The 26,960-nt window shown below is 38.1% G+C and carries 22 protein-coding genes; 12 read left to right on the plus strand and 10 right to left on the minus strand.

The features are described 5' to 3' along the window. Positions 1-312 precede the first annotated feature (312 nt). The 3 genes from H5154_RS08225 (at position 313) to H5154_RS08235 (ending at position 2,369) form a co-directional block, all read left to right on the plus strand. Positions 313-882 carry a DUF6985 domain-containing protein gene (locus H5154_RS08225; RefSeq protein WP_182717984.1) on the plus strand — a complete coding sequence of 190 codons (570 nt, stop codon included), beginning with the start codon at positions 313-315 and terminating at the stop codon, positions 880-882. A gap of 639 nt (positions 883-1,521) precedes the next feature. Continuing rightward, positions 1,522-1,836, plus strand: a complete 315-nt coding sequence (locus H5154_RS08230; RefSeq protein WP_182717985.1) for a hypothetical protein — start codon at positions 1,522-1,524, stop codon at positions 1,834-1,836. A 59-nt stretch (positions 1,837-1,895) separates the two neighbouring features. After that, the gene (locus tag H5154_RS08235; RefSeq protein WP_182717986.1) at positions 1,896-2,369 is read left to right on the plus strand and encodes a hypothetical protein; all 474 of its coding nucleotides are present in this window, start codon (positions 1,896-1,898) and stop codon (positions 2,367-2,369) included. Between the two features lie 186 nt (positions 2,370-2,555). Here H5154_RS08235 and H5154_RS08240 read toward each other — a convergent pair whose 3' ends face one another. Beyond that, positions 2,556-4,151, minus strand: coding sequence for a nicotinate phosphoribosyltransferase (locus H5154_RS08240; protein ID WP_182717987.1), 1,596 nt, complete (start codon positions 4,149-4,151; stop codon positions 2,556-2,558). Positions 4,152-4,161: 10 nt separating this feature from the next. After that, positions 4,162-5,016 carry a ribose-phosphate diphosphokinase gene (gene prs, locus H5154_RS08245; protein WP_182718038.1) on the minus strand — a complete coding sequence of 285 codons (855 nt, stop codon included), beginning with the start codon at positions 5,014-5,016 and terminating at the stop codon, positions 4,162-4,164. A gap of 187 nt (positions 5,017-5,203) precedes the next feature. Between prs and H5154_RS08250 the strand changes: the two genes are divergently transcribed. The 5 genes from H5154_RS08250 to H5154_RS08270 all read left to right on the plus strand — a co-directional run bounded on the left by H5154_RS08250 (position 5,204) and on the right by H5154_RS08270 (position 12,618). Then, positions 5,204-5,902, plus strand: a complete 699-nt coding sequence (locus H5154_RS08250) for an NrtR DNA-binding winged helix domain-containing protein (protein WP_149981773.1) — start codon at positions 5,204-5,206, stop codon at positions 5,900-5,902. A gap of 286 nt (positions 5,903-6,188) precedes the next feature. Then, positions 6,189-8,603, plus strand: a complete 2,415-nt coding sequence (locus H5154_RS08255; RefSeq protein ID WP_182717988.1) for a leucine-rich repeat domain-containing protein — start codon at positions 6,189-6,191, stop codon at positions 8,601-8,603. Positions 8,604-8,976: 373 nt separating this feature from the next. Further along, the gene (locus tag H5154_RS08260; protein WP_182717989.1) at positions 8,977-9,438 is read left to right on the plus strand and encodes a GNAT family N-acetyltransferase; all 462 of its coding nucleotides are present in this window, start codon (positions 8,977-8,979) and stop codon (positions 9,436-9,438) included. Between the two features lie 28 nt (positions 9,439-9,466). Next, positions 9,467-9,763, plus strand: a complete 297-nt coding sequence (locus H5154_RS08265; RefSeq protein ID WP_182717990.1) for a hypothetical protein — start codon at positions 9,467-9,469, stop codon at positions 9,761-9,763. A gap of 173 nt (positions 9,764-9,936) precedes the next feature. After that, a complete protein-coding gene (locus tag H5154_RS08270; RefSeq protein WP_220493380.1) occupies positions 9,937-12,618 on the plus strand; it encodes a DEAD/DEAH box helicase in 2,682 nt (893 codons plus the stop codon). Positions 12,619-12,625: 7 nt separating this feature from the next. Here the strand turns inward: H5154_RS08270 and H5154_RS08275 are convergent, their stop codons facing one another. After that, a complete protein-coding gene (locus H5154_RS08275) occupies positions 12,626-14,368 on the minus strand; it encodes a SulP family inorganic anion transporter (protein WP_182717991.1) in 1,743 nt (580 codons plus the stop codon). A gap of 276 nt (positions 14,369-14,644) precedes the next feature. Then, positions 14,645-15,010: a DUF2237 family protein gene (locus H5154_RS08280; RefSeq protein ID WP_149981770.1), complete on the minus strand. Its 366-nt coding sequence runs from the start codon at positions 15,008-15,010 to the stop codon at positions 14,645-14,647. Positions 15,011-15,467: 457 nt separating this feature from the next. On the opposite strand from H5154_RS08280, the gene H5154_RS08285 reads away from it, so the two are divergent. Next, positions 15,468-17,135, plus strand: coding sequence for a methyl-accepting chemotaxis protein (locus H5154_RS08285; RefSeq protein WP_149981769.1), 1,668 nt, complete (start codon positions 15,468-15,470; stop codon positions 17,133-17,135). A 122-nt stretch (positions 17,136-17,257) separates the two neighbouring features. Here the strand turns inward: H5154_RS08285 and dps are convergent, their stop codons facing one another. After that, on the minus strand, positions 17,258-17,782 hold the full coding sequence (dps, locus tag H5154_RS08290; RefSeq protein WP_149981768.1) for a DNA starvation/stationary phase protection protein Dps: 525 nt from the start codon (positions 17,780-17,782) through the stop codon (positions 17,258-17,260). A gap of 338 nt (positions 17,783-18,120) precedes the next feature. Here dps and corA point away from each other — a divergent pair, with 338 nt between their 5' ends. After that, the gene (corA, locus tag H5154_RS08295) at positions 18,121-19,077 is read left to right on the plus strand and encodes a magnesium/cobalt transporter CorA (protein WP_182717992.1); all 957 of its coding nucleotides are present in this window, start codon (positions 18,121-18,123) and stop codon (positions 19,075-19,077) included. An 84-nt stretch (positions 19,078-19,161) separates the two neighbouring features. On the opposite strand, the gene H5154_RS08300 is transcribed toward corA, so the two are convergent. The 3 genes from H5154_RS08300 to H5154_RS08310 form a co-directional block, all read right to left on the minus strand. After that, positions 19,162-19,581, minus strand: a complete 420-nt coding sequence (locus H5154_RS08300) for an HPP family protein (protein ID WP_149981766.1) — start codon at positions 19,579-19,581, stop codon at positions 19,162-19,164. Positions 19,582-19,804: 223 nt separating this feature from the next. Further along, positions 19,805-21,793, minus strand: coding sequence for an oleate hydratase (locus tag H5154_RS08305; RefSeq protein ID WP_182717993.1), 1,989 nt, complete (start codon positions 21,791-21,793; stop codon positions 19,805-19,807). Positions 21,794-22,014: 221 nt separating this feature from the next. Further along, positions 22,015-22,608, minus strand: coding sequence for a LysE family translocator (locus H5154_RS08310; protein WP_182717994.1), 594 nt, complete (start codon positions 22,606-22,608; stop codon positions 22,015-22,017). A gap of 100 nt (positions 22,609-22,708) precedes the next feature. On the opposite strand from H5154_RS08310, the gene H5154_RS08315 reads away from it, so the two are divergent. After that, a complete protein-coding gene (locus H5154_RS08315; protein ID WP_149981764.1) occupies positions 22,709-23,158 on the plus strand; it encodes an Lrp/AsnC family transcriptional regulator in 450 nt (149 codons plus the stop codon). Between the two features lie 86 nt (positions 23,159-23,244). Here H5154_RS08315 and H5154_RS08320 read toward each other — a convergent pair whose 3' ends face one another. Further along, positions 23,245-23,457 (minus strand): hypothetical protein, encoded by a 213-nt coding sequence (locus H5154_RS08320; protein ID WP_149981763.1) that lies wholly within the window; start codon positions 23,455-23,457, stop codon positions 23,245-23,247. A 330-nt stretch (positions 23,458-23,787) separates the two neighbouring features. Continuing rightward, entirely contained in the window at positions 23,788-25,677 is a 1,890-nt protein-coding gene (gene gss, locus H5154_RS08325; protein ID WP_182718040.1) for a bifunctional glutathionylspermidine amidase/synthase, read from the minus strand. Between the two features lie 232 nt (positions 25,678-25,909). Between gss and H5154_RS08330 the strand changes: the two genes are divergently transcribed. Continuing rightward, positions 25,910-26,884 (plus strand): hypothetical protein, encoded by a 975-nt coding sequence (locus H5154_RS08330; protein ID WP_182717995.1) that lies wholly within the window; start codon positions 25,910-25,912, stop codon positions 26,882-26,884. Positions 26,885-26,960 lie beyond the last annotated feature (76 nt).

Raw genomic sequence — 26,960 nt, forward strand, 5'->3', positions numbered from 1 at the left:
ACATCATCACATTGAGATAATGCTTTTTCAACCGCTTGAACTTTAAATTCTTGTGTAAATCGACGTCTCATTTTTATCTGCCTCTATTAAAAGTTAGAGACGACAACTATCCTGACACAGGGGGCCACTCAAACACCTGCAATACCTTCCAAAACGCCATTAAAGCAACAGCAAATCCTCTTTTTATATTTCACATGAAATAGAAGTAAACGATTGAATCAAAATAGGAACTCGGCTATGGTTAATGCATCAATAAAAATAAATTAAAAACGAGTAATTCTACAGGCTCGTTAGTTCTTCGTGAGAAATCGTATGAAATTAGCGATCGGAAACATAGTTTTTACTAAAGTGAAAAGTGAATACGATGAAGACTGGTATGATTGGCTTTCTTCGGAATTATCGATCCCTTTTCTGAACAACTCAAAGCTTCAGATAAGACTTGATTTCAATGATCAAGAATTAGATGAATTCAAATCTGAATTAGAGAAAACACTAAATAATACATTGGCTCTGGACAAAGATGACAGAGAATATCTCAAGGAGCACCTATTCGCATACTATAGAGACTTTGTCTTAGACGTCGGAGAAGAGTGCCTTGAAGATATGCCAGCTCAGGAGAATGAAGATGATATATTTGAGTTCGTACATATATCATCTTTATCAATTAGCAGAAGCTCTATAACTGAGGAATTTTTCTGTCAATTTACAGGTGGATGCGATTGGGAGATTGAACATGGGATTTCTATATCTTTTAAGGACGGGAAGAATCTAGCTAAAGTTGGGGGTTGTGGACACATAAATAACTCTGATGCTTACGCGGATAAATCCATGGATAAGTATATTTATTATGGCAATATCGTCAAAACATATGCAGCGGAATAGCACTAACAAGCGGTTGTAATCTGACCTCGGCAGTTGAGCCGGGAGTTGGTATGACTCCTACTTTTAAGTTAAACACACTGATCCTGTACTAGATCGAGTCAATATTAGCCCTGAGAACTGGTTAAAACTGATAACGCAGTTTACTCGTGTATTCCATGGTGCAGTCGGTCGACTATCTTCACAGACGAGCTATTGTGAAAGCTTAGGCTGGAAACGACGAGCGAACCTTAGTAACAGTGAAAGTTATTAGCCTAGCGCTGAATATCATTAATTAAACATTCACACCGCAACAATGCAATTATTTGGCTGTCTGTAATTAAAATTTTGATTCCGATAATCAGTTTTTATAAGTATTTTAAGCGTGGAAATATTTAGGTTTTTAGCTACACGGCAAGTTTTGTGGTTCAATTTTGAGAGATAAATTAAAGTGGGTATCTACATAAAATACTTCCTAAAACACCTGTAATACCTTTCAAAACGGCAATTAAAGCAACAGTAAATCCTCTTTTTATATTTCACATGAAATAGAAGTAAACGATTGAATCAATATAGGAGCTCAGCTATGGTTTAACCATCAATAAACATAAATTAAAAACGAGTTAAGCTAAAGGCTCGTTGGATATTACAGTGGGATAAACTATGGCTACACATTTGGTTTCAGAAGTGCAGCATCTTGATAGAAACCCACCAGAAATTCACTACCTAATGTTGGAAGAAAGTGATAATAAATATTATTTTCGAGCAGGTGAAGTCATTGGCAGAGGTGTCGCAAGTGGAGGAGGAGAAGCTAAATTCGATATAAGCTCACTTTTGAAAATGAATGGTTATGAAACGTTTTTAAGAGATACTGATTGCGAATGGATGCACGAAATTCTAATAAACGAAAACACAACAGAAAACGAAAAATACTTAAAAGTATTAAATCGGTGCAAATTGAAAAATATTAATATTTAACAAATTGCTCCACTCCAAAAATGCAGCTGAGCAAGGCGTTGAGGCTTTTTGAGAACGATATGACATCCACTGCATTCAAAAAATTAGATGATTTCCTTAACAAGAGCGATCACGAATCAATGGATTGGTGTGATGGCGGGGAGTCCGAAATGGCTGAAAAGCTTATCGAAAAATTTGACGAGCAAGATTGGAAAACACTTAGCGAAGTATCGCAAAACAGAAGTCTTCAATGGCAGGGCTGCTTGGTCAGTATTTTATGTCCTCAGTACGGAGCAGTTGCTCAATATATTCTCGTTAAAATGACAGGTAGCAAAAATCCCGACATTGCGTTTGCAGCGATGTATGCGATCTCATTTTACTGCGGTATAAACGCAAATTCTGCAGGGCCTTTTATAGATGACTGTATTGTACATGAAGAGTTTAGAGCCAAGCTTAGATTGAACTCAGAGTTTTTGGCATCCATTCCCCAAGTAGGTAATTTGGTGGGGCGTAATTATGAACTGTTACAAAGCATTCTACGCGGCAAGCCATAACAAAGAGCTGCTAACAAGGGGTATGAGGTAGCATCTTGCTTTTTGCTACTTTTTGTTTGAATGACCGAAATGACGCATATGCGACTGTCAGATTTGATTGAATCCCACTAACCAAATCTGACAGTTCAAGGTAAGGTTTATTCATATAACGATTTTGAACATTACCTCTTAAACCCCAGCTGTGGTTTAAATTTGCTGGTTTATACACTCTCTAATTTCATTCAAGGTGGTTTCTTTTACTAATTTACCGTCTTGAAAAACAACCTCTAGCAGTCCTTGTGCTTCTTCTTGCTCGGTTACGTCATCAAACAAGGTGAGCTCGCCATTGACTCGCTCTATTTTTAAGAGCCCTTTTGCTGATTTTTTCTTTGCATCAGTTTTAGGATCTTTAAAAATAGCTAAGCGTTCACCAGCTTTGACTACGCTCGTTGCTTTTACTGCTGAGCCATGTGTATCGCGAGTCACATATTGGTAGCTGTAAGAGCCAATACCTAATACGACTTTTGATGCAAAGCCTTTATCCATCAACCTTTGTAAAATTTGGCGTTGACGGGTTAGCGTTATAGCATCACCATAAATAGCGCCAATGTGTTCATCAAGTAGCTTGTAGCCTTTTGGTGTTGTTGTGCCACCAAATATATCCCATAAACATTCAATAAGCCCTTTTACTTCACATTCCATCAATTCAACGGTGTTGTTACCTTCAAAGCCAAAATATTGGCCATTAAAACGATATGCCTCAAAACCTTTTTGTAAGACATCTTTTTCAGCTTCATCTTGAGTGGCGAATAATTCACGGTAATCAGATATCGGTGAAATAGTGTAGCCTGTGAGTACTTTTACTGGATCACCTGAGTCTGGACGTATAACTAAGGTACCGTCGCGGGTCATAATTTCGTTTTTTAATTGCGGTAGGTAATCAGTTACTAATGTCCAAAAGTCCCACGTGTCGGAAACAACACTTAAAATTCCTTTTGGCGATTGCTCTTGCATCAAATATTTGAAGAACTCAACTTCACCTTCCATGATCCACGAACACGTAACCGAGTGTTCTGTTGCATCAACAGAGCAGCCAACAAGCTCATTATCAACATTAGCGCCGTAATATTTTTCGGCAAATAAAACAGCAGGAATGGTGTCTGTGCCTACCAGTCCTGATGCTAAATGACCAAAACCACTCATAGCGGCAGCATGTTTGCCGAACATCCCTCTAAAGCTAAAGTCATGCCCTTGGAAAGGTACAAACTCCATAGGCATTGCTGTTTTTTTTGCAAATTCTTTAAATACTTTTAAATAGGCAACAGAGGTTGTGGTACTTGTTTGGATTGGCCAGTTTTCGCAGCTTAGTACCGTTTCAATCATATTGGTTAACCATTGAAAACCGGCTTTAGTATTGACGATTGTCATAGGTGGAACTAAATAAGGGACTAGCGTTCCCTCTGGTAATGCTTTTATTTTCAATGGTAAATAACCTAAGTCATGTAAGTCTTCTAAATACTTTACATCAACGGTATAACCAAGCATTGAGCTCATAATACGTTTGTGATTAGCAACTGCTGTTGCCTTATCCTCTTTGAAAAACTCATTCCATTCTTCTAAAAGGTAGCTTTTAATAAAGTACTGTAGACCAACAAACGCCACTTTATCGTTATTTTCTATGTTACTAAGCTTTCCGCTTCTTGATGTGAAGTTTGCATATACTTCACTTACGTCAGGGTGATAAGCGCGGCTATGGAATTCTTTATAAACATCTTTTTGCATACTTGCAGCTATAATAGTCATGGTGTTTTCCTTACATCTCAATAATTTCTAAATTAATGTTGTTACTATGTTTAAATTCATTAGCGGGTTTAAATGAGTCAGTCGTGTAAATTTTGTCTATTAGTCCTTCAAAAACATCAAGCCCTTTTGAAAAAATACCATGGGTAATAAAAAGAGATACTTCAACTGCACCATTATTTTTTAGCACTTTGGCAAGCTCGATAAATGTTCTGCCGCCATCACAAATATCATCAGCAATTAGTACACTTTTACCTTTTACATCGCCAACAATTTCGGTTTTAATTATTTCGCCTGTTCTTAAGTTTCTGACTTTTTGCGCTTGGATGACTTCAGGTACTCCATTGAATTTTTCTGAAATCTTAATGGTTTTTTTGCTCGCCCCTGCATCTGGAGAAATAAGAGTCAGTTCGCCTCGCGATAAACGTTGGCTTAGCACTTCGCATCGAGTGAGCAGCGAAATTTGTTCAATATTGTTCACTTTATTTATTAAAGCTGGAGATACATCGCTATGGGCATCCCAAATAGTAACCTTTGCAAAGTTTAAGTTATTAATAAACTTTGCCATAACAGCAGCACCTAAAGCTTCTCCTTCAACGCATACTCTATCTTGGCGAGCATAAGGAAAGTAAGGAATAACAAGTTCAATAGGTGTGCTTTCATTTGTTAATCTTTTTAACGCATCGACAGCAATCATTAATCTAACCATGTTTGAAGAGTTGGTTAGCCGTTCAAAAATCTCTATTTTTTTAGAGTCTGAAAAATTAGCGGTATTAAATCTGACATGTTCTTCACCACCAGAAAAAGTGAAATTATCATAATCGATTAACGATTTACTTCCTGCTGAGTCATAGCTAAATACTTTCATTTTTTTGTCCTTTGAATGTTTGTGTCCTAACGACACAAATAAGTTATCAAATGTACTCATTACATTCAAGCTATTTTTTAAACTAAATTACTGAACTTATGATAGGTGTATGATTGTACTATAGGTTGAAATTGAGAAGTGTTTGATTTATTGTGTCATTAAGACATTAACTTAGCGTGAGCATATTGTGGCTAATCATTACGATATTACTGAATATAAAAACCCTTTATTTACAGTCGACAGTGTACTGTTCACAGTTAAAGAGGGCGCTTTAAAGGTTTTAATGGTAAAGCGTGCAAGCGAGCCTTTTGCTGGTAGATGGGGTCTCCCTGGCGGATTTGTAAATGTTGATATTGATGACAATGTTGGCATGACTGCGCTGCGTAAACTTAAAGAAAAAACCAGTGTTGCCCCTCAGTATTTAGAGCAATTACAAACGTATTCAGGAGTTAACCGAGATCCTAGAGGTTTTAGTGTTACTTTGGTTTATTTTGCATTAATTGCAGAGGCGCAAGTATCAACTCATATAGCAACTGTTGATGATGCAAAATGGATAGATCTAAATAAACTAACTGAATTACCTGTCGCTTTTGATCATAAGTTTATAATTGAACAAGCAAAAGAGCGGTTAAAACAGAAAGCGCTTTATTCAATGATCCCCGTATATTGTTTACCAGAGCACTTTACTGTTGGACAGTTTAAGTTAGTGATTGAAACTATTCTTGGTAAACCAGTACAGCGAAAGAGTATTATTAGGCGTATTGAAGCAGCTGATATGTTTGAAAAAGTCGATGAAAAAGTGAAGTCTGGTGGTCGCTTAGCGCAGCTATATAAAGTAAAACCTGATGTAGATATTGTGAACTTTGAACGTAACTTGAGTGTTTAATGTATAAGGTGAAGCGCTCCTAGACTCATTTATAAGAGCGCTAGTTTATTCCTGCTTATATGAGTATGTACTAGCTCAGACTAGATTATATTGAAGTATTTTAAAATCGAGTTAGACTGCACAACCATCTTGGCTATCAGTCCCCCCCGAAGAGTTTAAAACTAGGTATAAATCGGCAAGCTAGGTGTCTTGAGTTTCAAGGGAAGATCATTTACCTGATTTAATAGTGTAGTAAATCAAAGTCTTTCAGACAACATTGAAAGGTTATTCAATTCGGAGAAATAAAATGACAATGAAATTTAATATAGAGCATATAGCTTCTTACTACAAGTACCTTCAAGAAAGCAGTAACTATCCGAAGGATAGTCTTTATGAGCTTTTTCTAATTGGTAAACTCTACAGAGATAAAGACGTTGTAAAAGAAATTTCAGAAATCTTAGAAAAATACGCGGGTAAAGCTCAGTTAAAAGCTTTTAAAACCCGTAATAAGCTTCCTGAAAAATTAGATGATACCGGAAAACTCATCAGTACGCTTGTGCATTTTGCAGCTATAGATCCAGATTTTCCTATTGGCAAGCTATACAATATGCTGGGCTATACACGCTTCTTTTTAAGTGAAGAAAGCGTGGCTAAAAAAATAAGTAAAGACCCTTCTATTATTTTAAGACTTCAAGGCATAACTGGTTTGTACATAACTAATGTATTTGCAAGTGGTATTCCAGAAGAATTAGGAACATTAAGTGGAATAAATACGCTTGACATTAAAGGGCCGTATACAGTACTCCCTGATTCTTTCAGTAACTTTAAGGACTTAGAAGTCATATCGCTAAAAACCCCATATTTACAACAGTTTCCAGAATATTTCAGTCAATTAAAGCAACTTAAGGAGCTCACTATTGATCAGACTAAAGAAGGAGAAACGGTAACCTTAGAAATGCCAACCGACTTGCAGCAACTGAGCAACCTTGAAACCTTAAAATTAGAAGGCTTAACCACCACAAGTATTGATCAATTAAAACTTCCAACTTCTATTAAAATATTGGAATTGGAGGATTTAGAAAATTTAAAAACCTTACCGGATCTTTCTTCCTTGAAAGAATTAGAAGAAATAGAAGTTTTTGATTGTCCTAATCTTACCAAAATTCCCGATAACCTCCATCACTTAAAAACACTAAAAAAAGTACAGTTTAGGTATTTGCCAAAAATTAAAGAAGTTGATGATACCTGTGTATTTATGCCAAATATAGGTGTTATCCAATTAGATGGTTCTATACAAATCATAAATACTGGTGCAGCTCTACAAGTTTCTAAATTGATGCTTTATCGAGCAAGCTACCTGGCTTATATACTACAACATCCTGAAAGCTTTCCACATTTAAAGGAAATAGAACTCTATCGTATTGAAGAATTTTCTAACTATCCTTCAGGTTTTGAAAGTTTACCAGCGTTAGAAACTATTGCGTGTTTTGGAGTGAACGAATATGGTTCATTATTGACAAATATTGGTGCTTGCCCGAACTTATCTACTCTAAAAATATGGAATTCTGATATAGAAAAGTTGCCTGAAAATCTAAAAAATATGGACCTGCTAGACTCTTTAGAAATTCAACGATGTCCTAACTTAGTCATTGAAAGTGATAAACTTCCTCAAAAGATCAATAACCTCTACATTCTAAGTATTAAGGAGCTTGTTCCTGGAGAAAAATTAATACAAACTGAAAAAGCTTTATTTCAAACGTTGAGCATCTCTAATATGGTGGGATTTTTTAGTAAGATTGTTGCCGCTAGCTTAGATATATCTTTATATAATGAAACATCAGCCCCTACAACAGATTATTCGTCCTATTTTCCTAAGCCAGAATACTTAAAAAAACTACAGGTTATTTGGTCAACAGCGGCTATAAAAGATGTTTTAAAATACTGTCCTCAATTAGAAAAACTGTTTATAGAAAATCAAAAAGAAAGCGAAGCTGCACTTAATGTGCACCCTGCTGCTCAATTAAAAGGATTAGAATTAGGCTATTATAAAGCGCAAAATGTAAAAGAATTGCTTCAGCAGATGCCTAATTTACAAGCGCTCTCAATTGAAAATAACCAGGTTATAGAAGATTTTCCTGCAGTACAGCTTCCTCATTTAGAAAAGCTTTCCCTATCGCGTACAGAGGTATCATCGTTAACAGCCTTAGAGGCTCCCAAACTAAAAGATTTAGAGATTACGTTATGCTACTCTTTTGATAAAAAGGCTTATGCTCAGCTTAATCAATTTACAGCTTTACAGCGCCTTCATTTAATGGGCGTAGGCAACGATATTACAACCATACCAGAAAGTTTAATCAGCTTGGATCTTATCGATTTTAACCCAAAACATAAAATTGAGAAACTCCCAGAGTATGTTAAAGAGTTTTCTAATTTAGAAACCCTCTATTTGGAAAGGATACATTTTGTCGATTTCCCTAAATGGATTGCTGATTTAAAACATCTACAGTATTTAGGAATTAATGGTTGTACGTTTGAACATGCTATTCCTGAATATTTTCAGAAACTAAAGTTGAAAGAGGTGAAATACTTCATTTCTAAATTTAGTGGTAGTAACATATCATCTAAAACCTATCAAAATTTGATCACACCCAATTACACGAAACTTAAAGATGAGTTCAGTCATGAAAAGTTTTCTTTTCTTTTTAGTGCCGATTACTACTAAGATGAAAAAAGAGTTAGCTGAGTTAATATACAAAGCTTAACCGTTCGGTAATAGCCAAATTTAAAAACTGACGTTACTTCTGCATGGTGTTCTTTTTCTAAGGAGAACACCAGAGCACAAAAGTGACACCCATCTTAACGCTTTGCGCATCTTTAGCTGCTTTATTTTCTTGCATTTATAAATCGTTTTTTTCAACAATGCGCGGGGGTATTTCTTGTATTTTACAACAACAAAAAACAACAAATATAAATCTCTTGATTTACATTTAGATACAGAGTTAGACTGAAAGTATCAAAAAAATCAAAGGGTTTTCTGTCTGCAACTCGCGGGTTTAGATCCTTTGAATAAGTTGTTATGTTCTTGGGGGACATTGATGATCATCAGGAAGGTGGAAGAGAAGGACCTTGAAGCTGTAAGTGCAATTTGCATGGACTCTTTTTTGCAGTCTGTTGCAAGCACATTGTCTGATGAGGGGATTACAACCTTTTCGAATATCGCTGCGCGCGATGCATTCCTCGATAGGATGAGAGGCGATAACTTGATGCTGGTTGCTGAGAACAACGAAAATGTCGAGGGCGTCATTGAGCTTAAGGAAGGTCGCCATGTTGCGATGCTTTTTATTCGGCCGGAATCACAGAAAAGTGGTATTGGAAGAAAGCTGCTTATATCCGCCTTGAATCATGCTAAGGTTGAAACTGTTACCGTTAGCGCGTCGCTATCTTCAGTGACCGCTTATGAAAATTATGGGTTTGAGCGTAGTGGCGAAATCGGCGAATCGGCAGGCTTGGTTTATCAGCCTATGGAGCTCAAACTTAACAAGCCAATGCACGCGTGATTGCGACGTTATGTGACGATAGGGCTCTATGGAAACTGAAGCAATGAAAGATAACATGGAAAAGGTTTTAACACACCTTGAAAGTTTTCTGTGTGACTCAGAAGAATCAATGTTCAGTAGTAAAACACCTGAAGAGCTACTTGTTGTCGTTTCAGCAAACCTTGCCTCTGTTAAGTCTACTGGGTATCTTTCTAGCCCAGAGCAAATGGTCAACATGTTCTTACCTACTGCCTCCTTGCAAGAAATTGCAATGGATAATGGCTGGGGTAGCCAATACGTTGAGCTAGCAGATCATTTCGAGCAGGCTCTAGAATCGTGCAGTTAAAAGCACATAACAGCTTAGATTATGGCTGTGCAATCGAAAAGGCTTAACAAAACGTTGCAATTGACTTCGTATTGTCACGAAATGTAGTTTCCAACACGTTAAGACCAAATTTATCTTAATTATCTCGATGCTTACGGTATTAAAAAGTAATATCTTCTAAATGGAATAAAATTTTGAGTAGTAAAAATGTACTTTCGTATTACCGCGATTGCTATAAAGAAGATAGCACGGATTTAAACCTATGGGATTTGAGTAAATTAAAAAAACAAGACTGCTTTGTGCTTGAAGGAAGGGATGATGTAGGCTCAGGTTTTTTACCGCGAATGCCTATTCCTCAAGAGTTTGCTGAGCCAATAATAAAGCGTGTTGAGGTATATCAACGTGAACGTGTTTTGTTGTATGTGCGTTTTATATTAGTCGGCAAGCTTGAGATAAAAGGTGAGATAAAACAAGTTGTTTCACCTATCTTATTTAATGAAGCCGTGATAGAAAAAGATGATGATTATTACTTTTCGGTTATCGACTCTCAACCTGAAATTAATGAATCGCTCACCCAACTGTTAATGCCAGAAGCAGAACCTCTTGATGAAACTGCCGATATTCAATCAGCTTATTTTTGGACTTCATTATTAAAACAAAGCCCATTAGCGCTAAACGTATTTGAACTTTTAAATTATCCTGAGCTTGTTAATTATGCCAAAATAAAAAAAGCCTTAAAAAGTAAAAATTTGACACTTTTACCTGCCTCTATGCTGGTGTTTGTTGAACGTTCAAGCAGCAGTCGAGGGGTGATCCATGAGCTCGAAGAAATAATAGCCTCAAAGATGCTTTCGCCCCCTATAGATGCTTTAATTTCAAATGATTTGCCGCCGAACACGGCTAAGTCGTTAAAGTATGACTACTTACCAGGCTTATTGTCAGCACCACAAAAGAAAGTTATTTCGATTGCTGCTAATGCGCATTTAGGCTGTGTGTCAGGGCCGCCAGGTACAGGGAAAAGTTATACCATTGCCGCAGTTGCTGCAGAGCACATGGCGCGAGGTGAGTCAGTACTTATTGTCGCGAATAATGACCCGGCACTTGATGTGATTGCCGATAAATTGAATGAGAATTTTGCGTTAAGTGAAGTATCAATCAGGGCTGGGCAAAAAGAGTTTTTAAAAAATCTAAAAGCGTATATTGCAGACTTATTGTCTGGTTATTTAGCGGATGAGCAGGAAAAAGCCCCTGCTATTTTTGAATCAGAGCTAAAAGCACAAAATGTGTTACTTAATGATTTAGAGCAACGGTTTGATAAGTTTTGTCGCAAAGCGATAATCCGAGGTCAACGCCTTAAAAGGCTTGAAGATAAAGACATTCAATGGTTAAGCAATTTATATCTCAAGTGGGCTCAGCGCAGTATTAAAAAGCTTGCAAAACAGTGGTCTGCTTTAGATGAAATTAACGATCAACAAACAAAAAGAGAGCTGCTGGCTAGTCGTTATTTAACCGTGTTAAAGAATACTAATTTGCGAACGTTAGTTAACACTCAGCGTAAATCGCTGCAGGCGTTTAATCAGGCTATTCGCAGTCGTACTTCTAAAAGGCAGTTTGAGCTGTTTGATAATATAGAATACTCATCATTGCTAGCGGCGTTTCCTGTGTGGTTAGTGAGTTTGAATTCGCTGTATAGGGTATTACCCTTAAAGCCGCAAATGTTTGATTTAGTTATTATCGATGAAGCAACACAGTGCAATATTAGCAGTTGTTTACCAGCACTTTATCGTGCAAAACGAGCGCTTGTAGTTGGCGATACAAAGCAATTAAGGCATTACTCTTTTTTAGCAAAATCAAAAGAGGCTCAGCTTCGCACTAAGAATCAACTATCACTCTCGAGTGAGGGGGTTGTTAGTTATCGTGATAATTCAATTTTAGATTTGACATTAAATACACTCAATAGCGATCAGCAATTAGCCTTTTTAGATGAGCATTTTAGAAGTAAACCTGAGTTAATTCATTTTAGTAACCGCTATTTTTATCAATCAAAATTAAAAGTAATGCAGCATCGCCCTTGTACAAGCAGTGGGCATTTATTTATCCATCGCGTTAATGGTGAAAGAGATAAAAATGGCGTTAATCAGCTCGAAGCCAACGCTGTAATCGCGAGCATAAAACAGCAAATGAGTGATGATCGAGAAGCGGGTGTTTATCACAGTATCGGAATTGTTTCGCCATTTCGAAGCCAAGCAGATTTTATAGCAAAGCAAATAGACGCTAATTTTAGTGACGCTGAAATAATTAAACATAAGCTCAGAGCCGCCACTCCTTTTGGTTTTCAGGGGGAGGAACGCGATGTTATGTTGATCTCTTTTGCCGTCGATAATGATGCAAAACGTGCGGCAGTATATTTAAATAAAGCAGATGTTTTTAACGTGACTATAACGCGGGCAAGACAAGCACAGCATTTATTTTTATCCATTGATGAAACACAGTTACCAGAACATTATTTATTAAGACGTTACTTAGGCTCGGTAAGTGAGTTTGCAGCCGCTCATACGTGTTTGTCTGATGTCGATGATTTTCAACGCGATGTAATACAAGAGCTGATGAAATTGCAGATAGAAACATGGCCTGGGTATGCTGTTGCGGGGACCGAGGTTGATATTTTATGCCGCTACCATGGTCGCTACTTAGCAGTCGATCTGATTGGTTACCCTGGACCTTGGGCTGATTTCTTTGAACTGGATACCTATAAGCTATTTAGTCGTGCCAATATTGAAATGCTACCCATAAGCTATGGCTTATGGGTTGTCGATAGAGATACCTGTATGCAAGCAATTGTTAGTCGGTTGAAGATGAGTAACAACAAGACTTAATATTTATTTAGGCTTGTTGTGTACTGGCATCTTTAACTTCTTCAGTTTCGAACAAGTTTACTTCGGCACTTGATTGGCTGACACTGTTTTTTTGTAAGGCGATATAGAGATCTGAATGCACGTAGATGCCTTCTTTACCGGATGTCATACCAGCAATTTCAAACCATGATAGTAATTGCCGCTTTCTGCCAGCAAGTTCTAATCGAATACCACGTTTTTTAAATATCACGTCTAAATCGGCGAGCATGGCCATGACACTTAAATCTAAATGGGTGAAGCAGGGGACTGCGTCGATAATAACGCATTGCGTGTCGTCTTTTTGCCGCGCATATTGTTCTAGCAAACGCCGTTTAAAGTAACCGGCATTAAAGTAAGTTAAAGGAGAATTAAAACGATAAATAAAGACTCCTTGTACTGACTTTGCTTTATCTGTGGCATCAAGGCTCCTAACAACGCCCTTAATATCAACACCTAATATATTGTCGGTAGGGCGCATTACGGTGCGAATAAACTGGAATAACCCCAATAGTACAGCGAGAGTGATGCCTGGTATTACGCCAATAAATAACACTGCGAATAAGGTGGCTAGCGCAAGGTAAAATGCTTGTTTGTCTTTACGCTTTAATAGCCAAATGGCTTTTAAGTCTAATAAATGGATTGAAGCAATAATAAGCACAACACCTAATGCTGCACTGGGAATAAATTCTAGGGGAGCGGTTAAAAATAGGGCGATAACAGCAATAATTCCCGCTGCGATAATCGACACTAATTGCGTTTTACCACCGGAATCATCGTTAACAGCTGTACGAGAGTCTGCACCACTGACAGCAAAACCTTGTGATAAAGCAGAGCCAATGTTCGCAATACCTAACGCTCTAAACTCTTTGTCAGCATCTATGTCGTAACCATTTTTAGCTGCAAAACTGCGAGCGGTTAGCATCATACTGACAAAGCTAACTATTGCTAAGTTAAGTGCAGGCACGACAAGTTCACGAATAATACCAATATCATAAATAGGGGTGTTAAACACTGGAAGGCCACCAGTTACAGTGCCAATTGTGTTGATATCAAACTGCTTTAAATTAAAAACCCACACTAATAGGGCACCAAATGCGATAGCAAACATAGATGCTGGCCAAGTCGGTTTTAGTCGCTTCATGGCAAAAAAAACACCGAGGGTAAACAGGGCCATTAATAGAGTAGGAATGTGGGTTTGTGATAAATAAGTAGGCACACCTCCTAATCGTTCAAGTAAATATCTGTCATCGAAGGTAAAACCGAATACTTTAGAAAATTGGCTGACAATAATCGTAATTGCAACACCGTTTAATAAGCCCATTAAAATAGGCTTGGATAAGAAGTCTGCTAATACCCCTAATTTAAATCGGCTAGCAATAAAGCACCAAAAGCCAGTCATCGCGGTCATAGTTACAACGAGTTGCCAGTGTTTAACACTGTCCCCAGCTGCAAGTGGTGTCACCACCGCAGCAATAACCGCACATGTTGCTGCATCTGGTCCGACAATCAATTGTTTGGAAGTACCAAACAAGGCATATAAAATCATAGGTAATATGCATGAATATAGCCCGACAGCGGCGTTAACCCCAGTAAGTTGTGCATACGCGATAGCAACAGGTAGAGCAACGGCGGCAACGGATAACGCAGCCCTCACATCATCAGCAAACCACTTTCGTTCATAATGAAGTAAAGTGTTTAAACCCGGCATAAAATCATACAAACGCGACAGCACTAAAGTTTCCTTATTTAATCGTAAGCACACTTGGATAGTAAATTTAATATACCAACAAGTATAGCTCAGGGTTGAGGATTTTTTAATAAATAGCAGATACTTAGACTTAGGACTACTTTTGGTTCAGTGTTAAGTCTGATGAAAAAGTTTAAGGATATGCGATATTAGCTGGTTGGTGTTACCACATCGCTAATATCATACTAGATGGTGGTTAAGATAAAACCAGCGCAGAGCAATGGCTTTATCTTAGAGTGTGTAAATGCTTATTAGAAACTTTTAGCGTGCAGAGTATTGGTGAGCCTTTAATACTTCAAGAGAGACTACTTGTAACGATTTTTCATGGGTGGCCTCAAGTATAACCGGCGGAGCTACGTTTTCAGCAACCGCATGGTGCCAGCGCACGGCACATAAACACCATTTATCACCAGCCTTTAGGCCTGCAAAATCGTACATTGGATTAGGCGTTATCAAGTCATTGCCTTGTGCTTTTGAAAACTGTAAAAATTCATCAGTCATGATGGCACATACACTGTGGTTACCAACATCAGATGCAGGGACATAGCAAAATCCTTCTCGAGTGTAGCCTGTATTCCCGCAGCACAAATGCAAGCGCGTACCTAATACATTTAATTGATTGCTCATAAAACTACCTTGTTATAATTTGTATTGTTTTACATTGAGTCTGCTTTCAGACTATGTGAAAACGTGGTGGATGAAAAGCTGAATATTGATAGATAGCATGGAGATCACAAATAACATAGCCATTAAAAATATTAAACGTCAGTTTATTAAACTAATGGCGAGGCCAAAATCAGTTCAATATTCATTTATAGTTGCGTGTTGTGTGATTATTGTGCAATTGTGTTTTTGTTGGCTAGCAATTTTTACGTTTACTGTACTAGTAAAAATTTATTATGGTAGCTTTGCGGCTACTATACGTTTGTCTTATATCCAGAATCTATATATATGTGAATATGGTATTTGAATAGCTTTTGATTTCAAATAAACACTTAATTGTAATTGGCAGTATAATTACAGTTTTTATAAGCTCTCGATGTATCAATACTATGGAGCTTTACATTGTTACACGTGAGGAAAAATGAGTAATCTAAGTCTGAAAAATAAGCTGTTGCTATTAGCTATTTTGCCGCTCACGCTGCTGTTAATTAGTTTAATGGCCAGCTCATATTATTTAGAGTATCAAAATCAGCAGCAAAATTTTGTATCGTTTAAAACAAAATTAATTGCTGACAAAGAAAGTTTATTAGCAACTGAGGTTGAGATAGGCCGCCAAATAATTAATTACGAACTAGCCAAGGGGACTAAAGAAGATGCAAAAAATGCATTGCGAGATCTCACTTTTGGTAAAGATGGTTACTTTTTTATCTATGATACAAAAGGCGTTAGTATTTTCCATGCGTTATTGGGTGATGCAATTGAAGGGCAAAATAAAATAGCCATGACCGATCCTAATGGTAAAAAAATAATTGTTGGGTTGCTTGAGCAAGCAAGACAAGGTGGCGGTGCTTTTTATTATGATTTTCAAAAGCCTAATACAACGGGTTTAGTTGAAAAAATGGGCTATGCAGCGATGGTTCCTGGTACAGATTGGATGCTAGGAACGGGCGCTTATATGGATGATATTGAAGCTGAGCTAACAAAGTACCAAGCAACAATACAAGCTCATATGAATGAAAAAGTAACGACCCTGTTATTAATTGCATTATTTTGGGTGGTGTTGACGGTGTTTTTTGCCTTAATTGCGGCAAACAATATGGTAAAACCAATTCACAATATGGTGCAAAACTTAGATGATATTGCAAAAGGCGAAGGTGATCTGACTAAGCGCTTAGAAGTGCATAGTAACGATGAAATTGGTCAATTGGGTAATTCATTTAATGTGTTTGTTAGTAAACTACATAGCATTATCACCAATGTGGCAGATGTAACCCGTGATGTAAAAGATTCATCAAATGATATCAATACACAAACACAGTTAATTGAAAATCAGTTAGTAAACCATAATCATGAAACTGAGCTGGTAGCAACGGCGATCACCGAAATGTCAGCAACATCTCAGGAAGTCGCGCAAAATACCACACAAGTGGCGGTATCAACCCAGTCAGCCACGCAAGATGTTGCCAATGCTCAAAAATGTGTAGATGTTTCTTTAGAAGAAGTTTCAAATTTAATGAGTGAGATTAATCAAGCTGCTGAACAGGTTAATTCATTAAGTGAACAATCTAAAAAAATTAACAGTGTATTAAGTGTTATCGGTGGCATTGCTGAGCAAACTAACTTACTGGCCCTTAATGCGGCTATTGAAGCTGCAAGGGCTGGCGAGCAAGGCCGTGGTTTTGCGGTTGTAGCTGATGAAGTGAGAAGTTTAGCCAGTCGTACACAAGAGAGTACGTTAGAGATTAATGAAATGCTTAATGAGTTACATACGCTAGTCACGGCTGCGGTAAAGGCAATGTTGGCAAGTCAGCAAAGCTGTAATCGCTCAGTTGAGTCATCTCGCGCAATTTCTGAAAGTTTAGGAGCGGTAACCAGCTCGGTTACTACAATTAACGATATGAGCACACAAATAGCTACCGCTGCCACAGAGCAAAGTAGTGTAACTGAGGAAATTAACCGTAACGTTTTTGCGATTCAAGAAATCGTTAATGAGCTTACTCGTTCAATTAAAACAACCTCATCAGTCAGTCATCACTTAGCTGGTCGAGGGGAGAGTTTAGGCGATTTGGTAGGTCAGTTTAAGATCTAATATAAACAAAAAATAGCGGTATTATTGTTGAGCAGTAATAAATAAAGATCAGGCTTTAAATAGCCTGATCTTTGACTTTAAATATAAATGAATCAGTTTAAACTGAACACAAAACCGCTAGATTAGCTATTGAGTTTGCCCGTTGACGATTCTAAGTGTGCACGCACAAACCATTGAAACTGTTCTAAATCGGCAAGTTGGCTAATTAGCATATCCTCAGATACAGGATCGAGCTCTGATAGCTTGCCAATCGCACTTCGGTGATCGCCATTAATCCCATTGTATACTTTATCAAGCGCAACTAAATGATCTTTTACCAAGCCCTTACCAATTGCGTAATCTTGCCATGAACGACGATCAACTATCGATTTTGGAGTACCAACCGGAACTCCGCCCAGCGTAGCGATTCGCTCGGCGATGGTGTCGGTCATTGCTCTGATCACTTCAACCTGAGGGTCGAGCATTTCATGCACGCCAATAAAATTTGGGCCAACTACATTCCAATGAATATGTTTTAGAGTCAATTGTAAATCGATCAGTGCGACCATGCGGTTATCAAGTGTAGCAATGGTATTTTTTGCAGATTCTTCATTCATACCTGGGGCAGTAAATTCAGCGATTTTGTTTGTTTCGTTATTGTTACTCATTATTCCTCCTGATTTATAAGGAATGTTCACAGCGTCTAATAAAGTCTATGAACATGCGTTAGTTTATATAAAGCAATGGCTGTGCCGATAAAAATTATTTTTTAAGTTTCTGATATTTAATAATTTATATGTTTTTTGAAGTTGGGTGATGAAAGCATTTCTTTGAAATGCCATGAAAAATATGCACTTTTTTGTAAAATCTGCAAAATAAAAGATGCTGTTACGTGTTAGCGAATTACTTACTCTCAATAATAACTGTGATACAGAAGTGTATTATCATTGTTGATTAATCATCACTTACATATACTCAACCCATCTTGTTATTAAAGGAGAAGTGCATGTTGAGATTTTTTTCTATCGAGCAGGGGGTGATCAGAGAGTTAGAGCCTTCATCCGATACTTCTCTTGAAGCATCAATCAGAAATGCACACTGGATTGACACAATCAACCCAACGGAAGATGAGCGAAATACGCTCGCAAAAACGCTCAATATAACTTTTCCTGAGTCAGGGGATGTGCAAGAGATTGAAGCTTCATCGCGATGTTTTATCGACAATGAAGGCTTGCATGTGCACGCATTGTTTATGTCGCCCAATGAAGGACGTTTTAATACGGTAACAGTGGCCTGTTTACTTCAGGATAACTGTTTGCTGACCATTCGCGATGACGAGCTGGCTGACTTTCGATTGTTACGCTTAAGAGCACGTAAAGGTCAAGTAATGTGTGATACGCCAAAACAGTTATTGGTTACATTATTCGATCAAAAAGTCGAAAACCATGCTGATATGCTCGAGGATATGCATCATCAGTTAGAGAAGCTCAGTGCATATGTACTAGAAGAAGATGACTCTGATCTAGAAGAAGCGGTCAGTCGTATCGCGCGTTTAGAGGATGCGAATGGGAAAGTGCGTTTGTGTTTAATGGATACGCGGCGCAATATTTCGTTTTTAATACGTCGTTTAGGTGTACAAAATGAGGATCGCGAATCACTACGAGAAATTGTACTTGATATAGATACGCTAATGTCTCACTGTACCTTTTTGTTTGATAAGGTGAACTTTTTGATGGATTCAACACAAGGTTTTATTAACATTGAACAAAATCAAATTATCAAAACCTTCTCTATTGCTTCGGTGGTTTTTTTACCACCTACCGTAGTCGCCAGTGTATATGGGATGAACTTTAATATAATGCCTGAGCTGCAATGGGAATGGGGTTACCCATTTGCAATTGGCATTATGTTGCTATCGGGCTTTGCCCCTTATTTATTTTTTAAACACAAAGGCTGGCTGTAGTGTGTGCCAAGGACTACTTGGCATACACGATTACACGAGTTTATATTCATTTTATACGGATAGCGGTCTTATTATCACCTTGCATTAAGATAATAAAGCGGCCGCTAGGCGTACAAAGTCTGACGAGGTAAGTATACCCACGAGTTTATTTTTTTCAGTGATCACAGGCATGCAACCATGGCGGTTATCAACAAAAAACCGAGCAACATCTTGCAGTGGTTGGGTTGCTAGTACAGTGGCAAAATCGGTTGCCATAATAGTGTGTATTTTCGTTTGTTTTTCCTTTCGTTCAAGTGCGCTAGGGCTGTAATTAGCCATAATATTCATCACTTGGGCAATCATGATTTTTTGTGTCAACATACCCACTAGTTCGCCATTGTGATCAATTACCGGAATATGGCGGATATTTTTTTCCTTCATTAGATTATGTGCGTCGTGTAGGGTGTTTTCTGCACTTACGGCATATGGATCTGATGTCATTAAATCTGCAACTGTTTGGCTCATTTTGGCTCCTGTTAAATTACTAACCAGAACTTTGGTTAAAAAGGTTTACTAAAATAGCTACTGGAGACAGATTTATTATCCAGAGCTCATATTATTATTTATTCTAGCCTGGTTTTTTCTTATTGCACTTTATCAAGATCAAGGCTTTGTATTTTGTATAGAAATAGTTTTTAGCTTGGCCATCCATAGCCATTGAGGATAGATTTATTATCCGAAGCTCAGATTATTTATCTTTATGCGAAAAATTATCCCTGAGTGTACCAACCCAGCTTGAAAATTTATGCATCGCCGAGCTGCCTTTGCCCAGTAGCTCATGCATTTCTGCTTCAAAATGGATTTGTTCTTTACTACTTGGCTCTGGTAATGGCGGTAAAATATGAGCAAAGTAGGTTTTATCAAGCAGGCGGTGTAATAACCGCTCGCCAATAAAGGGCTTGCCGCTGTTGAGCGCTCTAGCTCCTTTAATTAGGTTACGAATATCATATTGGGTTGGGCTAATGTCGGGCACTTGTTTAGGGATATTAAGTAACTTATATACCCCAATACGTGCTGTACGAATAGAGGCTTCCATCGTGAATATAATATCGTTGTGGGTTTCAACAAATTGACCAATCAAACCTAAGTTTGTACAACCTTCAGGAACTGAGGTGGGTCTGTCACCAGCTGCACGAGTCATAAATTGAGCTGTGATATAAGGCATTAGCGCTGTACGTATCTTGGTATTGGCAATGATTTCATCAAGCTGCTGTTCAATGCCCAAATGGTAGCAAAGCTCCGTAATTATTTCTTCACCGCTACATTGTGGCATTGTTTTAACGATACGATTACCTTGTTTGTCCATTAATAAACCATAGACCCAAAGTACTAACGTATCATCGGGTTGATCTGGAAAATGAGGTTGGCGGTTACACGTTACACTCAATAGCCAGTTAGAGTCTGTAAAAGTAATAATGCCGCCAGTTACCGTGCGACCAGAGTAAGGATCGTTTACTGATAATGTCTTTAGCTTATCTATAAGTGGGGATGGCTTGCAAGTTAGTGTGGCTGACTCCCACATAGATTTATCAATATCGCCATAAAATTTTTCGGGTTTACCAAAAACAGCTGATTTCTTCGCGAGGTTTTTCCATAAATTCCACCCGCTATTTTCGCCGGGATCGTGTTTTTCACAGTTTAGCTCGGGCACATTTTGCATGTCGCCATAAGCGGTATGCTCTGTCATTGAACCCGTTAGTGCATAAACTAAATCGTCTGGAGCAACGTTAATATGCTGTGCTTGACCTTTTATAGTGGCATGGATCCCCGTTACGGTTTTTTTATTACCGGTAAATGTTATATCCAGATCGTTTACACGGCTTGCAAATTGAAAATTCACGCCTTTGTCTCGTAATAAATTAGCAAGCGGTTTAATAAAGGTATCGTATTGATTATATTTCGGAAAAAGTAAAACAGACATGTCGGCAAAGCCATCAATAGAATCAAGAAAGCGATGCAAATACAGTTTAGTTTCTAACAAGCTATGACAATTTTTAAAGGCAAACATAGTACGAAATAAAAACCAAAAATTGCTTTGTAAAAAACCTTTGCTGAAATAGTCTTCAATGCTGAGATCGTCAAGCTCTTCTTTGCGCTTGAGCATTAAACGGATCAGCTCCCATTGCTGGGCTTTATTCAGGCCAAAGTCACTTGCATCGAGTATCTCACCGCATTTATTTATTAAACGGGCTTGTGAGTAATTAGCGTCGTTATCATTAATTAAACGGTACTCATCAAGCACAGAATAGCCTTCGGGCAGTTCAACAGCGGGAACGTCTTGAAACAGATCCCACAAGGTGTCGTAATTCCAGTTCATTTCACGGCCACCACGAATAATATAGCCGTCATCAGGGTTACCCGCGCCATCCATTGAACCGCCTTCAATATCCATTTCTTCCAAAATGGTAATATTTTCAGCGCTCATATGGCCATCACGGATAAGATAAAATGCCGCTGCTAGGCCACCAATACCTCCACCAATGATCCAAGCATTACGTTTTTCTATACCGGGTGTAGGCAGCGTTTTATGACGTGCATAAGGAGCAATAAAATCATGAGGGGGCAAGGTATTAAGTGGTTTATTGCCCCAAAAATCAGCCGTTGCGTCAGCTTCATGTTGGAAATTACTTGCTGCGGTTGCAGAAATATTAAACTTCGCTATTGCTTTATTCGTCATTAGCCATCCCTCTTCATGAATATAGATAAGTGTCAGTACTGTTTGCAAGTCTCTCCATAATTGCACGAGGCAAGCATAGTCATGTTGCAGTAGATCAAAGTTTTAGTTCGCGAGGGGGTTTATAAGTTAGCTGCTGGAAATTGATTTGTTATCTGAAATTGAGGTTAACAATGGCAACTTAACCAAGTTGCCATTGTTAAGGCGTTTATTTGTTTTATTACTCACAGCATACTAAAAAGTACCGAGGCGACTAACAATACAGCCATAAAAATATTGAATGCTCGTAGGCGCTTGCGATCTTTTAGCCATACTTGTAGCTTTTGTCCGACTAACGTCCATGAGCAGACACAGGGTAAATTAACTATACCGAAAATAAGACCTACAAGTACCACTGCACCAATTCCTTTGGATGGGGCATAAACACTCACTGCACTTAATGCCATAGTCCAGGCTTTCGGGTTAACCCATTGAAATAAAGATGCTTGTACAAAAGAAAGAGGTCTAGTATCGCTATTTTTAGCACCGATAGGAGTTTTATTACTGGCAATTTTATAAGCAAGATAAAGCAAATAAGCAATGCAAAGCACTTTTAATAGCTGGTAACTCCATGGCACAAAGTCAAATAATTGCATGACACCTAAACCAACCAATACGAGCATGATCACAAAGCCAATTGTTACGCCGAGTAAATGTGGCAATGAACGTTTAAAACCAAAGTTAGCGCCTGAGTTCATTAACATCAGGTTGTTAGGACCTGGGGTGATGGAAGATACAAGTGCAAATAATGCTAATGCTGATACCAATTCAATATTCATTTATAGTTGCTCAGTTGATAATGATTGTGCAATTATATTTTGTATGGCTCGCAATTTTTGCGCTTATTAATCTATTAAAAATTTACTTTAGCAACTTAATATGAAAAAAGATCGAATTAACGACAGGATATTGCAAGAATTAAAGCGCAGTGGTCGAATTGCCAACGCTGAACTTGCTGATTTGGTTGGTTTATCCCCATCAGCATGCTTGCGCCGTGTACAAGAGTTAGAAAAAGCAGGTGTGATCAAAGGCTACCGAGCAGTTATTAATAATCAAGCGTTTGGACTTGGTTTTGTCGCGTATGTGGGGGTGGGTTTAAATGAGCACTCTACGAAATCACAACGAGCTTTTGAACAAGCACTTGAGTTTATTGATGAAGTTAAAGAGTGCCATAATGTCACAGGAGCATTTGAATATTTACTTAGAGTAGAAACCGCTGATATTAAGTCTTATAAAGCATTCCATGCTGATGTTTTAGGATCAATCCCACAGGTACGAACGATCACTTCGCATGTAGTGATGGACTCACCAAAAGATGAGCGGGCGTAAAGTAGTTGGATAATCTATCTTATTAATAGTTGAGGTTAATAGAGCCTTGCTCGCAAAGCTCAAAATTAAGGCGAATTAATTAAATATTATCTTTCATAGTAGTTACATGCGCCTTTAGTTGAATAACCATTTGGGCTTGCTTTATACCATCCAGATCCAGGGCTGGCTTGAGCACACATCCTATAACCATTTACTTTACTTGCATATACATACCATGGATCAGTAGCGGCAGATGCATTAGATGCTATTGCTGTAAATATAAAAGTTGCAAGCAACAAAGTGGTGTTAATTAATTTCATATCATCATCCTTATTTATAATTTAATATATTGATTTTAAATGAGTATTAAATTTAAAATCAATAGTGTACCGATATTAGCACTGTGTATTGTTTGCGTAAAGGGTTCTTTAAAAGCATGTGTTATGAAAAAATTTAGGTGTAGGGAATTTGCACATAAAGGGATTTTCATTTTAATAAGTATGCTGGCGTTATTTATGTTGCTTCGATTTAACATTAGGACATATTAAGGTAAGTTTTTGATAAACTTGTAGCCACATAGAAGTCACAGGCAATAGTCAGCTTTTTATGTGAAGAAGAGCCATTTTATTGTTAGAATGGCTCTTCTTTAGTTAAGAACTATAGTAACTATCATCGCTGATACGCAGTGCCATACAATCGCTGTGGCCGTTTATAATCATGCTTTTATCAACGCGTACGCCAGCACCGGCGTATTTACCTGCTGCGGTAAAACTACATATTTGCACAAAGTAGTCAGCTACTTTAGGAAGGGCAAATAACTGCTGGTATATTTGCTCTTGAGAGGCAAAATGACCCGTTGTTTTTTCTATTACGTGTTGTTGTTCATCAACGAGTTGAATATTTGCACCGCATCGACCAACAATCGGTTTAACGACATAGCCTGTTTGCAATAGCTCATCATTTAAATCAAATGCAGTATTGAGTAAAAACGGATGATTTGGAAATAAACTCCACAGTACTGGCAAAATTGCTTTATTACTGGGTATTAATGTCCATAGCGGCTCAAAAACCATCACATTTTTACGAAGTAATACATCGACCAAGCGTGGGGTTTTACCAGATTGCCAGTGCGGCTCAAAATCATCGCTTTGGGATTGATCTGCCTCACACTCTAGTCTTATTTGATCAAGAGCGGTTTCCCATGACCATGTTTTCCAAACGTAACTGAGTTTTTCGCCATCAGCATCAACAATATTGCCCGCTGCGTCCCAGTGTAAATCAGTCAAACCAATGATTACTTTGCACTCAAAACCAGCGGCTTCAATGGCTTCTTTCATAAACAATGCATGGTAATGTTCTTCTGGCTCATCATCTTGCAATATATGGACAAGGCCGTTTACTTCACTTTTTCGCCATGCCCTTACTAAATCTTTAAATAAATCATGGCCGGCATCAATGCCCGTTTTAACACCAAAGTGTTTGGCCCATTTACCTTGTACTTTGCCACTTTCCATATAGCACGATGCTGAATCGCAGTTGTATTCATAGACTTTCAAGCCTGCGGGAGTTAATGCAAAATCAAATCGACTGGTGATCAGTTGATTTAAGCGATTATCCCAGGATTGGCGGATCTTATTGAGCACCGCATCGGGTAAATTAAACTTTTTTAATAGCTCAGGATGCTGCAGTACATAGTCTGTTGCATGCATAAACAAGCCATGTAATTCATTGGTAGCATGTTCAATAGTTTGTTGAGCGGTTTTTGAAATTGTAAAATAATGATGTTGATCAGCATTAACTGAAGTCAATTTATGCCCATGCATCATCTCTACGTAGGCTGCTTCATCGTCATTGGCAATGTTAAGCCATGACTTAGTGGCTTGCCCATAATCAGTGGCATATTGGGCTTTTATGGCAAACAGATCAGTGCTTATTTCAGGCGTCGGTTCACTAAATTCGCTGTGCTCAGTTTGTGTCATCCAGCCTAAAATAGTGGCGTCACTGTAAGAGCACTCAATCCAGTAGTCACCTTCTTTTGTGACTTTCGCTTTGAGTTCGCGACACCACTGTTGATCTTGCGGCCATAGCTGATGGGCCACGTTTTGTTCAGCAAGACGAATTTTATCCTGATGTACTTCAACCACCACCGCAACATGGCCAGTTTCTTCAAATTCACCGCCTTCTTCCCAAATGAGTAAACTTCCTACCACTGGGTGGTGTTTTGCACCATTACGAAATGCTTGTAAAGGCAACCTGGTTTGATTGTTTATGTCACGCACTGAGCGTAGCTCAAAAATATCGTAAGCCATTGCAACATCATCAAAAATATAGCCATGATTGAGATACATCCAGCGTCGCGCAAATTCAACACATTGCCATTTATAGCCCATGTAAATACCATCGAGGTAACTACGATAGGCGCTACGGTTAGGATAAATTGTTTCGTCAGCTGTATCGTAATCAGACGAATAAACAGCAACATTACCAGGCGCATAACCTAATAATTCACCAAACTGACTGACAGGAACGCGGGATTTGATAGACAAAGTAATTCAAAATTAAGGAGTGATAATTTGCAGACTATAGGAGTGAATAAGGCCGATAGCAAGATAATAAATATAATCTTTCAGGCATTTTATATGTTGCTGCTAGATGCGTTAACCAACCGTTATTGCGTATTACAAAGAGCTCATTAATCACTTAATTATCATTTAGTTGATTTACGTCTTTATTGTCCCCATATTAACTAAAAACAGTCATTAAAGGGAAGTTATGCGTCATTATCCATTATATAAAATTGATGAAAAATGTTTACGTCGCTTAGGTCAGGGAGTTTTAAAAACTTATAATTTAAATAAAATTATAGGTTTAGATACTGAAAAAGCAATCGCTAAAGAGTGTGAAGACTTACTTGCGCTGAATGAAGATTGTAATGCAGAGCATTTTGCCGAGCTTCGTCAAAGGCGGGCAATTAGTGACAGCGTGCCAGATGATGATCTATACGCGCAAGTTGTAGAAGCTGATGATGGTAGCTTATTTATAGTCAGTGTTTGTCGTAATGATGATGACGAGACTATGTTTGAAGTGTTTAGTGAGCATCCGTTATCAGAACCATTACTTGCACAGCTGGTCCGCTATATTAGTAAGGTATTTTGCTGGTGTACGCCTAGATATATTTGTATATGGCCAGCACCAGGATCAATACCAGCCAAACAACTGCTAAGTTTGGCCGGTAGCCGCGCTGTTGATTCATTGTTAGCAGCACAAGATCCTAAACTGACTGTTGATGAATTACTCTGTGCAGATATTGCATTGCAGCCGTTTGAACTTGATAAAGATTGGCCTTGGTATGAGCGTGACTATACTCAGTTTTTAATGCAGCATCCTGAAATGGCAACAATAGTACCAATTAGCGAAAAAGACGATATCAGCGAAGCTATTGCAGCCGGATTGTGCAGCGCGGCGTTTTATAGAGGTAAGCCACTGGGTATGATAATGGCTGAGTCGAGCGATGAGCTAGGGTTTAACGGTTTACTAATCAGTGATATTTTTATTACTGGGCAATTTAGAGGACAGGGCTTTGCATCCCCAATGCAGCGTTTATATTATCAACAGCATATGCAAGATTTTGAATTTTTCTTTGGCTACATTCATGCTGATAATAAACCTTCGTATAACAATGCACTTAAACAAGGACGAGAGTTGCTGCGCCAAGAAGTGTACCTTCCTGCGCATTTATTCTTATAGTTGTTTTGCTATTAATTTCAAAAAAATTAATCAGCTAGAGTAAAAACTTGGTGTTGTCTTGTGGCAATATAGTGGT

This window comes from Pseudoalteromonas sp. SR44-5 (assembly GCF_014163675.1).
GTDB classification, from domain to species: domain Bacteria; phylum Pseudomonadota; class Gammaproteobacteria; order Enterobacterales; family Alteromonadaceae; genus Pseudoalteromonas; species Pseudoalteromonas rhizosphaerae.